The organism is Pedobacter zeae, from assembly GCF_014196715.1.
GTDB lineage: Bacteria > Bacteroidota > Bacteroidia > Sphingobacteriales > Sphingobacteriaceae > Pedobacter > Pedobacter zeae.
In genome coordinates, this window is record NZ_JACIEF010000002.1 from 532,482 (window position 1) to 547,888 (window position 15,407).

Sequence of the window (15,407 nt, forward strand, 5' to 3'; positions counted from 1 at the left end):
GAGAGTGATTAATATTTTAGTTGCAAAAGCTGCAAATCTACTTTCTTACTAAAAATGCCCATACGCTCTACGAATGGAATAATAAAGCTATTATTTAGCCAACTGATCGATTCTGTATTGGCATAATAAGAACTTTTAATATCATCTTTAGGGATCATACTGATTTTGTTTATTTTACCCGATCCTAGATCCATTTCAGCATATATGGTAGCAACAGAACCACCATCTGATTGATTGGCCAAGATGCGAAGCGTATTTTCTGTTTGGTTAAATGATAGGTCCGAAGCTTCTCCCATACCACGACTTAAGTAAGTACGCGGTAGAAATTGGTGATAAAGAGGCTTCATCTGTGCATCATATCCATTCATCAGTACCGAGCCTTCGGATGTAAACGAACCACGGCTGCTGGAAACGCTGTATTTTGGAGAAATAGTAACAAGAAGTGTATTGTTGTATTCTGAAATATTTCTGATGTTCAGGTATTTAATGTCAGAAAAATCGAGGTCGTCGAATTTCTTGTTGGCCGGTACAAAAGATTTCTGTAGCTCTTTAAGATGGGCCTTATCAAATACTTCCTTGATAGACGTAAAGGTTCCGTTATTAAAATCGATTCTTGCAATCAAAGTAGAGCGTTCTTTGTTCGCATTTTTGTAGAATATACCAATGTAATTGATTAATGGCTTTTTACTGCTTGCAAAAGTAATGGAAGAAATATCATCCTGATTAAAAGCATCAACAGGAATGCTCACCGTTTTGAGTGGACTTGGGCTGCTGCTTAAATATATCGCCACATTACATTTTCCCTTCGAGGCATCTACGGTGCTAATAATAAAGCTTCCGTCATCACCACAAGATGCCTTCCAGGTATCTCCATCTGGCATATCAGGTTCCATTTTTTGAATTTGTTCCAGCTTATCATTAAAATCGATTACGGTATAACTTTGAGATTCGTTAAAGTCTTTGTCCATTTTAAGTGCCGTGAAAAAGCCCACTATCGGTAAGCCTATATGAACCTTACGCTTTAACGATGTTAGTCTTGTCGCCATTTTAAAATAGGCGCCATCTTCAGAAAAAAAGAATTCTGGCATCTCTACAAAATCCTTACTTCCATCATAAATTATCTTTTCAGAGACCAATCTGCCGGTTTTTTCTTCTAAAAGGTAGGCTTTGAACTGATTGGAAAAACTTTTGAAATAACTGTGATCTGTAGCGGCAATAACCATAATGTTGTTTTTGAATTTTCCGATGGCCATTGGGAAACCCGAAAGTTCAGTAATCCATTTCTGACTTAATTTATCATCAATGGTAACTACGGCGAAATCAGCATTGGGAACATCTACAATCATGGCAATAGCGTTACCTGATAAATCTACCTTCGAACCATACTTACTATCGTAAGAAGCTCTGATATTCCATGTTGGTTTTTTAATAACGTTAATCTGCTGTTGGGTAAAGGCATTGAACTGCAAAAAGACTAGCAGTAAGGAGAACATTAGTTTAATTTTCATTTAGTTGTTTGGTTTTTCGCCAAATATCAAATAATTAAACCAGTTTTTTCTCAATCTCTCTGAAAATCTCCAGGTAATCTTTTTCTAGAACAGCTTTGAAAATACCCAATTCGAAAGTAAGCTGCTGTAATTGTTTTTCGTTCAGGGTATTGGGCCACAAACGCATGCAGATCCTGTTAAGGGCATAGCTGATGTTTTCGAGTTTCTGATAACTTAAAAGGTATTTACTGCTGATAAACTTTTCCAGAAAATTAAAGAACACTTCGGGCTTGTTGAGGTTACAGTGCTCCAGGAAATCACTTAACGACTCTTTTTTTACCGCGTTCAGCTTATCGTAAAAATGATTTACCCGTATTAAGTTGTGCTCAACCAACAAATGGTCCAACAAAAGCTCCAGGCCAATATGGGCAAGAAATGACGGGCGAACGGCTGTATTTTCTACAATAGGTTTAATGAGCTGCTTAAGTTCAGTGGTTTTTTCCAGGAAGAAATCAGAAGAATGAAAAAACAGGTCAACAGCTAAATGTCTTTTCCAACCCATAAGCAGGTTTTCTTCATCAGGATTTCCTTTAAACAGGAATTCATTCTTCTGCGGATATAAATTAGCTTCTTTTACCGCATTCTTAATCAGATCCGGCAAAACCGTTCCCATTACCACATTGGCATCATTAGTTGTCCGGTCGAAATAATAATGGGATAAAAAGTTCATCTCGCAAGGTAATGTTTTCTTATAGGCTTGTAAAGAGCCAATGTAAAATATTGATTGGGATATAGCGGTGCAAAGTGCAGTTTGCCGTAATTGATTTACAAAACCAACTAATTTGCATTAAACTAAGCTAAAATTTTATCTTTGCACGCACATTATTAAAGTGTTTGTACAATGACGAATTTTGTTGAAGAGTTAAGATGGCGTGGCATGCTGCATGATATTATGCCGAATACTGAAGAAAAATTGAACGAAGGTATGACTTCTGGTTATATCGGTTTCGATCCTACTGCAGATTCGTTGCATGTTGGTCACTTAACCCAGATCATGACACTGATTCATTTTCAAAATGCTGGCCATAAGCCGTTTGCTTTGGTTGGTGGTGCTACGGGTATGGTGGGCGATCCATCAGGGAAATCTGATGAACGTAATCTTCAGACCCCGGAAATGATTGAGCACAACCTGAAGGGGATGAAAAAGCAATTGGCCAAATTCTTGAAGTTTGAAGAAGGCGGTAATGGTGCGGTAATGGTTAACAATGCCGATTGGTTTAAGGATATGAACCTGTTTACCTTTATCAGGGATGTGGGTAAACACATTACCGTGAACTACATGATGGCAAAAGACAGTGTTAAAAGGCGTTTGGAAGGTGATGCTGGTTTATCTTTTACCGAGTTCTGCTACCAGTTAATCCAGGGCTACGATTTTTATCATTTATGGAAAAACGAAAACTGCCTGGTGCAGATGGGTGGTTCCGATCAATGGGGCAATATTGTTACCGGTACGGAGCTGATCAGAAGAAAGGATGCCGGAACAGCTTATGCCATTACCACACAATTAATTAAAAAAGCAGACGGAACCAAATTTGGTAAAACCGAAAGTGGTGCAGTTTGGTTAGATCCGGAGAAAACTTCGCCATATAAATTCTACCAGTTTTGGTTAAATGCATCGGATGACGATGTGAAAAAGTGGATCCGTATTTTTACCCTTAAAAATAAAGAAGAAATAGAAGCCTTGGAACAGGAACACGATGCCGCACCGCATCTGCGTATCCTCCAAAAAGCTTTAGCCGAAGACATTACCATCAAAACCCATTCAGCCGAAGCTTTAGAAACCGCTATTAAAACATCAGAGTTTTTGTTTGGCAACGGATCGTTGGAGTTTTTAAAAACTTTATCTGAAAGCCAGGTATTGGAAATGTTTGAGGGGATTCCGCAGTTTAACATTTCTAAATCTGAACTGGCCGAAGGTATCGATGCAGCTACCTTGCTGGCAGAAAAAACTGCTGTTTTTTCTTCTAAAGGTGAAACCAAAAAACTGATCCAGGGTGGTGGCGTTTCGGTTAATAAAGAAAAAGTAGCTGACGCTACGCAGGTTTTTAATACCACAAACCTGATCAATGATAAATTTATTGTTGTGCAAAAAGGAAAGAAAAACTATTTCCTTTTAACTGCCGAATAATATTTTCAGGCCCAATGAAAGATGCAAAAAGAATTAATCATTGGGCCTGAGTTTAAAACAGGGATGCCGAAACGTTAAATAAGGCATTTCGGTATGCTCACAAAAACCTTTTAACACTATTCCTGGTTCGGTAACCTGTCTTTTTCATCTTTTTTACGGTTAAAGCGGTAAACCAGCGTTGCGGTTGTTAATCTTCCAATCCCTTTAAAATTCGATTCCAGATAATACGTATCTGTTGTGATGACCTGCTTATCAATAAACGAATCGAAAATATTGTTTACGGCCAAGGTCACTGAAACCTTATCTTTAAACAGATCTTTACTGAACGCGATATTGGCACGGTACTGCGCTTTATTAACCGATTGGATATCGGTGTTTTTAGCTCTGTAGTTAAAACTGTATTCGATTGAAAAACTCTTAGGAAACTTCATCCGGGAATTGATACGGGTAAACCAGGTATGGTCTTCAGATCCGTATGTTTTATTTTCAAAGATCCCTTGCTGCTTAAACGCGTAATAATTAAAATCCCATGATAAGCGCCACCAGGATAGTGGATTGTAGGTGGTGGAAACTTCCAGTCCGTAACGGTCTTCATAATCGAGATTAACGGGGGTGTTCACAAAACCATTAGCGGCTTGCTTGAGTATAAACTCGAAATAATTGGTGGCATGTTTATAATAAAGTGATGGGTTGAAGGTGAGTTTTCCCCATCTTTGCAGTATGCCCAATTCGAGTGAGTTGGTATACATCGGATTCAGATCGGGATTGCCCACCGTTAAGTTTCTGGTATCTGATAAGCCTGAAAATGGATTTAACTGCGAAAACTGTGGCCGGTTTATTCTTCTGCTATAACTTAGCCTCAAATTAGTATTGTTATGCAACTTGTAGGTAATGTTAGCGGTAGGGAATAGGTCTATATAATTTTTTGAAGCTGCAAAATCACCCTTACGGTCTGAAATGCCGATATCGGAAAGCTCGGCCCTGAGCCCTAGCAGGTAATTGAATTTATTGAATTTGTTTTCGTATTGAAAATAGGCGCCGTAAATATTCTCGTTGTACTTGAGCTTATTATCATAGGCCGGAAGCAGTATACCATCTGCCTTAGCCCAATAATCACTTCTGATAGACCTGATATTTGCCCTTATCCCGGCTTCGAATTTCGAATCGCCGGAGAAAGTGCCTGTAAAGTCGCTTTGGATAAATAGCGCATCACTGCTTTCTATATCCCTTGAGGTTAAGCGGCTAGCACTATTTAAGGTTGGGAAAGTTTTTTGTTGGCTGATGTCCTGATTTTCATCGTCATTCCAGAACACATATTGTAAACTCGTATTCCACTTTTGATCCTTTTTATCAAAGGTTTTTGCATAATTCAGTTCGAGCTGATTGAATTTTTGTGGTTCCCTGTAATGCTCAGAGCGGTTAATTGTACTGTCCAGCACGTTGTTTTTATCGTAGTAATTGTAATGGTAATTGGTGGTATCTTTATTTACCAGCACATCATGATAAAAACTTCCGGTTAAGGTGTTTTTGGCGTTGAGGTAATAATCCATCCCCAGGTAAACAATATAAAGATCATCGTTTCTTCCCTGCTTGTTGTTTTGCCTTAATATGGTTTGTATCCCATTATTAAAAACACTTTGGTACCGTTGTTCCGATCCGTAAAGGTTCCTGTAACGATAACCAATGTTGCTGAAAAGGTTGATTTTTTCGGTTTTATAGCTCAGGTTTAAATTACTGTTATAGTTAGCCGGATCGCCAACCCCGATCTGGGCCGAGCCATTAAAGCCACTTAACATGTTCTTTTTTAAGATAATATTAATAATTCCGCCACCGCCCTGGGCCTCATACCTTGATGATGGATTGGTAATTACCTCCACTTTCTCAATATTGCTGGCTGGTATCTGTTCTAAACCATTATTATTGGTTAACATAGATGGCTTTCCATTAATCAACACCTGTACACTTCCATTTCCGCGCAGGCTTATGGCACCATTGGCATCTACATTTACAGAAGGCACATTGTTTAAAATATCGTTGGCAGAGCCGCCTTTTGAAATCAGGTCTTTGCCCACATTAAATACTTTTTTATCCAGGTTCAACTCTACCGTGGTCTTTTCTGCCGTCACATTAACCGACTTTAACTGCTGTACATCTTCTTTAAGTATAATATCTTCAAGTTTAACGCCTTGTTTTATTTCTCTATTCACTAAATGCTGTGTTTGGTAAGCAATAAATTCAATTTTAATATCAAACCTGCCGGGTGGTGTAGACAATACAAATTCACCTTTGTTATTGGTGAGGGTGCCTTTTAAAAGTTTCTGATCTGTTGCTGATAAAAGCTTAATCCCTGCATTTTCTAGTGGTTTTAAAGTTTTCTCATCGATAACCCTTCCGGTAATAATTACCTCAGTTTGTTGTGCGAAACCGGGCATGGCCAATAATAACAGGAATAAAAGGTACAATTGCTTCATCTGATTCATAATGGGTTTAAATTTCTTGCGAATATGAAGAGTACTGGGATGCCAAAATTGAATAGTAGTTATATACATGAACTTAACAGCTAAAGAGGGTTGTTTTGGTGTCCGGGCCTTTTAGTAGCCATTTAAGCTATATTCATCTGCGTTTTTAGGGTCTTGGTCGACACCGTAATTTTGGATAGCGAAGAATTGTATATTTGCGTTGATGCCATTAATTGAGAGGATAGCCAAGTTCAGTTCCGCACACCGGTTTCTTAGCCATATTATTTTTTGGCTCGTTACCTCAATTGTGTTTCTCAACCGTTACGATATTGATGAATACCACGATTTTCATAAAATTCTGATCCGGCATGCCTACTATATATCCTTCACCATTGTTTCCTCTTATTTTCTAACCTATTTAATCATTCCGAAACTGATTACCGCTAAAACCTATTACCTGGTTACGTTTTACTTCCTGATCGGAAGTTATATCATCTGTGTCTGTTCGAGAATAGTGGTGGTGCATGTGCTGGAACCTTTTTTAAGAACAGCACCATTTGGCCAGGAAACAGTTCTGGAAATTGCCATGGACGTGCCAAAACTCATTACCCATTATTTTCCCTTAACTTTTTCTGCAGCATGGATTTTTGCCTTTATAAAATTGATTAAAGAGCAGTATGCTGCGCAGCAACATAAATTTTCCTTAGAGAAAGAGAGAGCCGAAACAGAATTAAAGGCTTTGAAAGCACAATTAAATCCGCATTTTCTTTTTAATACACTAAATAATATTTATTCGCTTTCTTTGATGAATTCGCCTGTTACCTCAAAATCTATTGCCCGGTTATCAGAAATACTCGACCATGTATTGTACCGGTGTAATGGGAGGTATGTTTCGCTATCCGCCGAAATTACACTGATAAAAAATTACATAGAACTCGAAAAATTAAGATATGGAGAGCGTTTAGTAGTCAATTTTAGGCACACTATAGATCACGATACGGTTATTGCTCCGTTAATTTTACTTTCACTGGTCGAAAATGCCTTTAAACACGGTGCCGGCGAAGATATTGGCCAACCTGTAATTAATATAGATTTAAAGCTGGTAAACAACCATTTCCGTTTTACGGTTTTAAATAGCTTTATGCCAGGAAGGGAGAAAGAAGAAAATAGGATCGGGATTAATAATATAACCAGGCAGCTCCGGTTGCTTTATCCTGAAGAACACGATTTAAGCACTACTACGTACGATAATATCTTTGTAGTTTTATTGCATATAAACCTAAATAACAGTACATATTTAAAGGATAAGCGCTATGAAAGTAAGGTGTCTTTTAGTTGACGATGAGCCGCTGGCTATCCAATTGATAGAGAATCATATTAGGCAGCTTGATACTTTTGAGGTGGTGGGCACCTGTTCCAATGCAATTAAAGCTTTGGAGGTGCTCAGAACCAAACCTGTAGACCTCTTGTTCCTTGACATAAAAATGCCACAGATTACGGGCATCGATTTTCTTAAAACCTTAAAAAATCCGCCTGCCGTAATTATTACCACGGCTTACCGCGAATATGCAATTGAAGGTTACGATCTCGATCTGATCGATTATCTACTTAAACCCATCACTTTTGACCGTTTTTTTAAAGCCGTCGACCGTTATTTAAGATTGAGAAGCCCCGTACTTAAACCTGAAGCAATACCCGCTGTTAATCATCAGTTTATCCATATTAAAACAGGAGGTAAGTTTCACAACCTGAATAAGGATGAAGTATGGTTTATAGAGAGTTTAAAAGATTACATTGTAATTCACTGTAACGATAGGAAAGTAACGGCAAAATACAAAATTAGCGAACTGGAGTCTGAACTTCAGAACAGCACTTTTTTGCGCATTCACCGCTCCTTTATCGTCAACCTGAATAAGGTTACCGCTTTTACAGCATACGATATAGAAATTGGTACAAAAATATTACCAATAGGGGCGAGTTATAAGGAATATGTATTTAAGCGGCTGCAGCTAAGCGAATTTAAATGAGGCAAGCCATTTTAAAGAAATGTGGCGCCCTGATATTGCAAAGAGGTTGTATCATCATGGTTATGGAATGGCCATGGGCATGTTACAGAGAACAGCTCTACTTATGATACAACCTTCAGATCAGGTGTAAGCGATAGATTTTAGTTAAATACGTAAAACTTATTAAAACACTTATAACACTTGTATCTCTTAACAGAAATCCAGGGCATAAGTGTTTTAAAGATAAAACCTCTTGGTACCCGGTAAGTTTCGAAATTTTTACACTTCGGGCAAGATAAGCGGGTTTTAACTAAAGTTAATTCTTCTGCGGCATTCATGATAAGTTTGGGTTTGGTTTGGTTAAATCAAATTTAAGCAAAATAAAACCCAAGCGTATCATCAAAAAACTACCATTTTGTTCATTTCATCGACTAATCTTCCATTTTATGGCAAAAAATGCTCAAAAGGGTTGTCAAAGCTGGTTTTTGTTTTATAATTTTTTATCTCTGTATCAGTTAACAGACAATATTCCAGCGATTTTTTCAGTTCGTTACTATTCATTTCCTGCCCGATAAAAACGAGCTCATTTTTACGGTCGCCAAACTCGTTATCCCAGCCGGCTTCAATTTCGGCTCTGTTTTCCCGATAATCCAGGTATTGTTCACGTTCGTGTTGCTGCATGCTTGCCCACCAGACTCCCGCCGGATCGATCCTTAAAGAACCACCCGCCTGCGAGAAATTAATAGCCTGTTCTGGCATGGCAGCCAAATAGAAGATACCCTTTGAGCGGATAATGTTCTGTGGAAATTCCTGATTGATGTAATGCCATAATCTTTCGGGGTGAAAAGGCTTTTTGGAACGGAATACGGTTGAACTTATGCCGTATTCTTCTGTTTCCGGCAGATGGATCTCTTCCAGCTCTCTTTTCCATCCGGCCCCACCTAATGCTGACTCAAAATCGAATAGACCGGTATTTAAGATTAAAGTTGGATTTATTTCTCCGAAAAGCGTCTGATAAATTTTAGCTGTAGGGTTAAGTTTAGCAATTAAGGCCTTTAACACTTTAAGATCCGTATCACTTACCAGATCTGTTTTGTTCAATAGAATTACGTTGGCAAATTCGATTTGGTCGGTAAGTAGATTTACTATAGTGCGTTTATCCGCTACGTCATCAACCATATTACGGTCTGCAAGCTTCTCTGCAGAGCCAAAATCCCTGTAAAAATTATAGGCATCTACCACCGTAACCATGGTATCTAACCGGCTAAACCTGCCCAGGTCAATCCCCGAGGCTTCATCAACAAAAGAAAATGTTTGTGCTACGGGGATCGGCTCAGATATGCCGGTGCTTTCAATTAACAGGTAATCGAACCGGTTTTCTTTTGCTAACTTTTCCACTTCAACCATCAGGTCTTCACGTAGGGTACAGCAGATACAGCCATTGCTCATTTCTACCAGTTTTTCATCCGTTTTAGATAAAACATGCTGGTTTTTAACCAGGGCAGCATCGATGTTTACCTCACTCATGTCGTTTACAATAACCGCTACTTTTAAATCCTGTTTATTCCTTAATACGGCGTTGAGCAAGGTGGTTTTGCCACTGCCTAAAAAACCGCTTAGTACGGTTACGGGTAATTTCTTTATCATTTTAATGCAATTATGTTGCAAATATAATCCAGATTATTTTAAATGCAACTAAATTGCTTTTATATTTGGGCACTAAATTTATTTCAATGAAATTACGGAGCTACAAAATCAACCTCGACCGGCTGGGCATTACTGCCTCTACACTTTGTGCCATACATTGTGCAGCCCTGCCCTTCTTAATTACGGTACTGCCCATGTGGGGTATGGACTTCCTGGCTAACGAATCGATTGAAATTGCCATGATCGTTATTTCATTGATCATCGGCGTTTGGAGCCTTAGTTCGGCATACCGGAAACAGCACCGCCGGATTTTACCAATTTTAGTGCTTATTGCAGGCTTTGCCTCTATTGCAACAGGGCACTTTTCCGGGATTGAATGGCTGGAGCCTATTTTGATCCCATCAGGAGGCTTTATCATTGCCGTTGCACATTTCATCAACCTGCAGATGCTTAAATCCTGTCCGGTAAACCATCAACACTAAAAATAACCCTATGCTTAAAAATAATAAGATCCTTTTTATTCCTGCCCTGTTGTTGATCACCATGTTAAACCCAGCCTGTAAGCACGGTACAAACGACGGCATGGAAATTTACAGGCGCTATGCTATAAAAAATCTGGTTGTTAAAAAAATGCAAAAAGCAGTACATCATGATTAAGATCAGTTCGTTAGCGCATGTTTACGATAAAGGGAGGAGGTTGAAATTTCCGAATTGGGAAATCGCCGATATGGAGCAATGGCTTTTGCTGGGTGCTTCAGGCTGTGGAAAGAGTACCCTTCTGAACATTATTTCTGGCCTTTTAAAGCCGACTGAAGGTGAAGTTTTAATCAACGGCACCGATTTATATACTTTACCTGCACGGAAATTGGATAGGTTTAGGGGGAGGCATGTCGGCATCATTTTTCAAAGGCCGCATCTTATCCGTTCTCTTGATGTACTCGATAACCTGGAACTTGCTGCGGTAATGGCAGGTTTGCCTGTAGATCATGAAAGAAACCTTTCGCTTTTAGCTGGCCTGGGTATTGCCGGGCTGGCTAAAAATTACCCCGATGAGTTAAGTCAGGGGCAGTTGCAAAGGATTTCGGTAGCGCGTGCACTGGTAAACAAACCCGATCTGCTGATTGCTGATGAACCTACCTCCAGCCTGGATGATGAAAATGCCAATCAGGTCATCCGGATGCTCACCACCCAGACGAAAGACAATGGTGCTGCACTGATTATTGCCACGCATGATCAAAGGGTTCGCGAACACATTGCTAAAACCTATCTACTCTAATGAATACATTTAAAATCAGCAGCAAAAACCTCGTCAGAAACAAACTGACAACTATCCTGAACATTATTTTGGTTGCCTTTGGCGTGGGCATCTTATCCATTCTTCTGCTGGCCGCTAACCAGATCGGCAATACACTCGAAAAAAATGCCAGGGGTATCGATCTTGTGGTAGGAGCTAAGGGGAGCCCGTTGCAGTTGATATTGAGCAGCATTTATCATATCGATTACCCAACAGGGAATATACCGGCCAAGGATGCTTACAAACTGGCCCATCATCCAATGGTTAAACGGGCTGTTCCGTTGGCGCTGGGCGATAATTATAATGGCTACCGCATTGTGGGAACAGATACTTCTTTTACGAAGCTTTATTCATTATCGATCCTCAAAGGTAATTTTTGGCAGAAAGATTTAGAAGTAACCATTGGCAGCACAGTTGCTTCCGAATCTAAATTGAAAATCGGCGACTCTTTTTTTGGTGCACATGGTTTAACCGGCAATGGCGACATCCATAAACAACATGCCTATACCGTGAAAGGGATTTTAAAGCCCCAGGGAAACATTACGGATAACCTGATCCTCACCAATATTGGCAGTGTATACAAAATGCACGAAGAAAAGCCAGAGCATTCGGCGCATCATGCTCCGCTTGCCGAAGCCAAAGAAATTAACGATAAACAGATTACCGCATTATTGATCCAGTATAAATCGCCCATGTCGGTCATTCTTTTTCCAAGGATGGTAAACCAGAGTGCCAATATGCAGGCCGCTTCGCCGGCGATGGAAAGTGCAAGGTTATTTTCATTGATCGGAGTTGGGATTGATACTTTACAGTGGTTTGCGGTGTTTATTATGGCTATTGCTGCTTTAAGCATTTTCATCAGCCTCTATAATGCGATGAAAGAGCGTAAATACGACCTTGCCCTTATGCGTTGCCTTGGTGCATCCAAATCTAAACTCTTTTTTCTGGTGTTGCTGGAAGGCATAATGGTTACACTGATCGGGGCTTGTTTGGGTTTGTTGATCGGACATGCAGCGCTGGAGGCAATCGGGTCCTACCAGGAATCATCGCAGGCAAAATTAACAGGTCTGACGATGGTTCCACAGGAAATTTATTTAATCTGGACCGGCCTGTTGATTGGCGCTTTGGCTTCAATTATTCCGGCCATGCAGATTTATAAGGTCGATATTGCCACCACTTTAACGAAAGACCGTTAATGGAATGAAAAAATTAGTTTTTTGGGTTGTTTTATGTTTAGGTGTTCAGGTATTGGCAGCGCAGGTTCGGGTACATACCGACATGCGCACGCCAACCTGGAATATAATTGGCCTGAAGTACGATGCAGAACTTGCACCGGGTAAATGGGGAAGTGTTTTCCCACCAAGGTTAAAAGCTTTAAACAATAAGGTTATCGAACTGCCCGGTTATATCATTCCTACAAAGGTAGGTTCGAAATTCAGCGAATTTATGTTCTCTATCGTGCCGCTTGCCTCCTGTCCATACTGTGGTTCGGGAGATATCCCCTCAATGATCGAGGTGAAAATGGTAGCCGCGATCCCGATTACCGAAAAACCGATCAAACTTAAGGGAACTTTCCTGATCAATGATTCGGGCGATGACAGGAGCGAGTTTTTCCTTTTAAATGCAAAACTGCTATGATGAAAAAGTATATAGCCATACTGCTGATCATGAGTGCTCTTACATCGTTTGCGCAGGTTCGGGTACATACCGATATGCGTACTCCTGCCTGGAACCTGATCGGCCTGAAGTACGATAAACAGGTTAAACCGCTGGTTTGGCAAGCAATTTTTCCACCTGAATTAAGAGCAATTAATAACAAGGTGATCGAGCTACCCGGCTTTATTATCCCCACCAAAGTGGGCAACAGTTTTACCGAGTTTATGTTTTCCATGGTGCCGGTTGCTTCCTGTCCTTATTGTGGTACGGGCGACATCCCTTCTATGATCGAGGTTAAAACACTGAAACCGGTTACCTGGACAGAAGAACCGGTTACGTTAAAAGGAAAATTTGTAATCAACGATTCGGGCGATAGCCGGTCGACGTTTTTCTTATTAGATGCCGTGAAAAAATGAAAACACTATATTTTATTTTGCTGTTGTTATTTGGAAATGTTGCTTTTTCGCAAACACAAAAGCATAATCCAAACGATCAGCTGCGTTCGCTAAACTGGGATATAATCGGTTCGGTAAAATTTGAACTGACGGAGAAAAATGAGCTGTTTCCCCTGTTTACGGAATCAATCAAAAGATTTGATAACCGCGAATTTGACCTTAAAGGTTACCTGATCCCTATAAAAAGCGGGCAGAAACAACAGAAGTTTTTATTGGCCACGCTTCCGATCAACCAATGTTACTTTTGCGGACAGAACGGTGTTCCGGTTATGATTATGATCGAAATGGAAAGCCCTGCAGCTTATAGTGAAAAACCGATACATGTAAAGGGGATTCTGAAACTGGAACAGAAGGATGCAAGCTATGCGCCACCAATCACCATCAAAAATGCCAAACTCATTAATTAATTGCTTATTTTTGTATTGCTATGGAAAACAAAACAGAGCGTTTCGAAAAACTTTTGGTTAAGAACGGATTAAAAAGGACTGCACCCCGTTTACAGGTGCTGGAGATTTTGAGTGGGCGGGATTCTGCCACTTCACAGCCATATTTAGAACAGGTGATGGGCAAGGATGCCGATCGTGTTACTTTATACCGTGTATTGCAGGCCTTTGAAGAAAAAGGAATTATCCATAAAGTATTGGATCAGCAGGGAACTGCCAATTATGCCATCTGTTCGGATGGATGCAGTGCGCACGAGCATCACGATGAGCATGTGCATTTTAATTGCGATAACTGCCATAAAATTTACTGTCTGGATACCGTTAAAATCCCGGCATTAAAAGTGCCTGCTGGTTTTAAAGTGGAGCATTTAAACCTGATTGCAACGGGCCTTTGCGCAAATTGTTCAGATAAGGTTAACTGATTTACTGGACCAAAAGGTTACAGCCCCTGATATCGGCATTATCAAATCTGCCTAATACTTCAAAACTCTGATCGGTATTGATCCTGCCCAGATCCTGCGTTGCAATAAACGAGCAGGAATTGATATTGGCCAGGTCGATTACATTAATGCCTCCGGTTTTGCCATCTGGTATTAAACTTAATGGGTCGTTGGTGTCGCGGATCAGCACTTTCATCCAGTTGGGGCAGTTGAAAATACCTTCGCCCAAAGAATAAGCCTGAGAAAGCAGTTCTGTCATCCCGTATTCGCTGTGGATAGCCTTTACACCAAACCCTTTCGTTAACTGTTCATGAAGTTCTTCTCTGACCATTTCCTTACGCTTTCCTTTCATACCACCTGTTTCCATCACAATCAGTTCGGGGAAATGAATATCGAAATTTTCTATAAAATCAAGCAGGGCATAGGTAACACCGATTAAAACGGTTTTTTGCTTTTTTGCTTTTAAATCGAGCAGGGTTTGCAATAACTCGTCGTGATTGTATAAAAAATAACCACTCTGCGGATGTTTGCTTTTTTCGATCAGATCGTTCACCATGTAAATTAACGACGAACCGGAGCGTTGCTGGTAGGAAGGTAATAAAGCTAAAAAGCAATAATCGGTAACCGGTCCATAAAATTCGGTAAATGCCTGTAAGTAACTTTGCTCATAAAGTTTGGCATTGGTTACCAGATGACTGCTTTGCACCATACCCGTTGTACCCGAACTGCTAAAAGTTACCTCAATAGGATCGTTGCTGCTTAAAACCCTATGGCTTTTAAAAAAGCTGATCGGCAGGAAGGGGATCTGCGTCACTTCGGTTATTTCACTGGTATCAATACCCAAATGGAAAATATACTCGCGGTATACTGTACAGTTTTGCGCCTGAAACTTAAAAATATTTAAGGCCATGGCGTTAAACTCACCGGCACTTTTTATATAAAATATATCCTCAGCTGTTAAATTCACGCTGCAAAAGTACAAAGCGTTATGCTATTTTCTCGTCAGTTTTTTTTGCTAGCATGGCCATTCTGAACTGATAACCGCAATACCCGCTGATGCCGGCAACCAAACCACTTAAAAACCCGGTAACCAGGAGCAGCAACCACCAAAGTTTTATTCCGGTCATTACTGCCACACGGCCAGCAAGCAGGTTATCGTTTGGTAAACTTTTAAACAGCGCATAACCGATCCACAATAAGAAAATGGCCAGGAACGACTGCCAAAAGGCTATTTTTCCGGTTTTACCGATAATGCCACAAGTGGCGAATGAAATGACGATGATTACCCACCAGGGAGCAATCATTTGCAAGAAAAAACAGATTATTAATATA

17 protein-coding genes are annotated in these 15,407 nt (G+C 40.1%); 11 read left to right on the forward strand and 6 right to left on the reverse strand.

All coding sequences use genetic code 11. From position 1 onward, the window contains the following. Window positions 1–8: 8 nt before the first annotated feature. Window positions 9–1,508, reverse strand: coding sequence for a hypothetical protein (locus GGQ60_RS08790; RefSeq protein WP_183762511.1), 1,500 nt, complete (start codon window positions 1,506–1,508; stop codon window positions 9–11). A gap of 34 nt (window positions 1,509–1,542) precedes the next feature. Continuing rightward, the gene (locus GGQ60_RS08795) at window positions 1,543–2,217 is read right to left on the reverse strand and encodes an ACP phosphodiesterase (protein WP_183762514.1); all 675 of its coding nucleotides are present in this window, start codon (window positions 2,215–2,217) and stop codon (window positions 1,543–1,545) included. 171 nt (window positions 2,218–2,388) lie between these two features. On the opposite strand from GGQ60_RS08795, the gene tyrS reads away from it, so the two are divergent. Then, window positions 2,389–3,675, forward strand: a complete 1,287-nt coding sequence (gene tyrS / locus GGQ60_RS08800; protein WP_183762517.1) for a tyrosine--tRNA ligase — start codon at window positions 2,389–2,391, stop codon at window positions 3,673–3,675. 116 nt (window positions 3,676–3,791) lie between these two features. Here tyrS and GGQ60_RS08805 read toward each other — a convergent pair whose 3' ends face one another. After that, entirely contained in the window at window positions 3,792–6,146 is a 2,355-nt protein-coding gene (locus GGQ60_RS08805) for a TonB-dependent receptor (RefSeq protein WP_183762519.1), read from the reverse strand. A gap of 211 nt (window positions 6,147–6,357) precedes the next feature. On the opposite strand from GGQ60_RS08805, the gene GGQ60_RS08810 reads away from it, so the two are divergent. Beyond that, window positions 6,358–7,473, forward strand: coding sequence for a sensor histidine kinase (locus tag GGQ60_RS08810; protein WP_183762522.1), 1,116 nt, complete (start codon window positions 6,358–6,360; stop codon window positions 7,471–7,473). Beyond that, window positions 7,448–8,161, forward strand: coding sequence for a LytR/AlgR family response regulator transcription factor (locus GGQ60_RS08815; protein WP_183762525.1), 714 nt, complete (start codon window positions 7,448–7,450; stop codon window positions 8,159–8,161). The genes GGQ60_RS08810 and GGQ60_RS08815 overlap by 26 nt, the downstream gene beginning before the upstream one ends. A gap of 423 nt (window positions 8,162–8,584) precedes the next feature. Here the strand turns inward: GGQ60_RS08815 and GGQ60_RS08820 are convergent, their stop codons facing one another. Further along, complete coding sequence (locus GGQ60_RS08820) at window positions 8,585–9,787, reverse strand: GTP-binding protein (protein ID WP_221235917.1); 1,203 nt, start codon at window positions 9,785–9,787, stop codon at window positions 8,585–8,587. A gap of 86 nt (window positions 9,788–9,873) precedes the next feature. Between GGQ60_RS08820 and GGQ60_RS08825 the strand changes: the two genes are divergently transcribed. The 8 genes from GGQ60_RS08825 to GGQ60_RS08860 are packed head-to-tail and all read left to right on the forward strand — an operon-like array spanning window position 9,874 to window position 14,057. Continuing rightward, window positions 9,874–10,269, forward strand: coding sequence for a MerC domain-containing protein (locus tag GGQ60_RS08825; RefSeq protein WP_183762528.1), 396 nt, complete (start codon window positions 9,874–9,876; stop codon window positions 10,267–10,269). 10 nt (window positions 10,270–10,279) lie between these two features. Continuing rightward, window positions 10,280–10,444 carry a hypothetical protein gene (locus GGQ60_RS08830; protein WP_183762531.1) on the forward strand — a complete coding sequence of 55 codons (165 nt, stop codon included), beginning with the start codon at window positions 10,280–10,282 and terminating at the stop codon, window positions 10,442–10,444. Continuing rightward, window positions 10,437–11,063 (forward strand): ABC transporter ATP-binding protein, encoded by a 627-nt coding sequence (locus GGQ60_RS08835; RefSeq protein ID WP_183762533.1) that lies wholly within the window; start codon window positions 10,437–10,439, stop codon window positions 11,061–11,063. The genes GGQ60_RS08830 and GGQ60_RS08835 overlap by 8 nt, the downstream gene beginning before the upstream one ends. After that, on the forward strand, window positions 11,063–12,277 hold the full coding sequence (locus GGQ60_RS08840; protein ID WP_183762539.1) for an ABC transporter permease: 1,215 nt from the start codon (window positions 11,063–11,065) through the stop codon (window positions 12,275–12,277). Before GGQ60_RS08835 ends, GGQ60_RS08840 begins: the two co-directional genes overlap by 1 nt. Window positions 12,278–12,281: 4 nt before the next feature. After that, a complete protein-coding gene (locus GGQ60_RS08845; protein WP_183762542.1) occupies window positions 12,282–12,719 on the forward strand; it encodes a hypothetical protein in 438 nt (145 codons plus the stop codon). Then, a complete protein-coding gene (locus tag GGQ60_RS08850) occupies window positions 12,716–13,153 on the forward strand; it encodes a hypothetical protein (RefSeq protein WP_183762545.1) in 438 nt (145 codons plus the stop codon). Before GGQ60_RS08845 ends, GGQ60_RS08850 begins: the two co-directional genes overlap by 4 nt. Beyond that, window positions 13,150–13,599 (forward strand): hypothetical protein, encoded by a 450-nt coding sequence (locus GGQ60_RS08855; protein ID WP_183762548.1) that lies wholly within the window; start codon window positions 13,150–13,152, stop codon window positions 13,597–13,599. The genes GGQ60_RS08850 and GGQ60_RS08855 overlap by 4 nt, the downstream gene beginning before the upstream one ends. A gap of 20 nt (window positions 13,600–13,619) precedes the next feature. After that, window positions 13,620–14,057: a Fur family transcriptional regulator gene (locus GGQ60_RS08860; RefSeq protein WP_183762551.1), complete on the forward strand. Its 438-nt coding sequence runs from the start codon at window positions 13,620–13,622 to the stop codon at window positions 14,055–14,057. 1 nt (window position 14,058) lies between these two features. Here GGQ60_RS08860 and GGQ60_RS08865 read toward each other — a convergent pair whose 3' ends face one another. Together GGQ60_RS08865 and GGQ60_RS08870 are read right to left on the reverse strand one after the other, a co-directional pair. Continuing rightward, window positions 14,059–14,985, reverse strand: a complete 927-nt coding sequence (locus tag GGQ60_RS08865) for a LuxE/PaaK family acyltransferase (protein WP_183762554.1) — start codon at window positions 14,983–14,985, stop codon at window positions 14,059–14,061. Window positions 14,986–15,061: 76 nt separating this feature from the next. Beyond that, window positions 15,062–15,379, reverse strand: coding sequence for a hypothetical protein (locus GGQ60_RS08870; protein ID WP_260300604.1), 318 nt, complete (start codon window positions 15,377–15,379; stop codon window positions 15,062–15,064). Window positions 15,380–15,407: the final 28 nt, after the last annotated feature.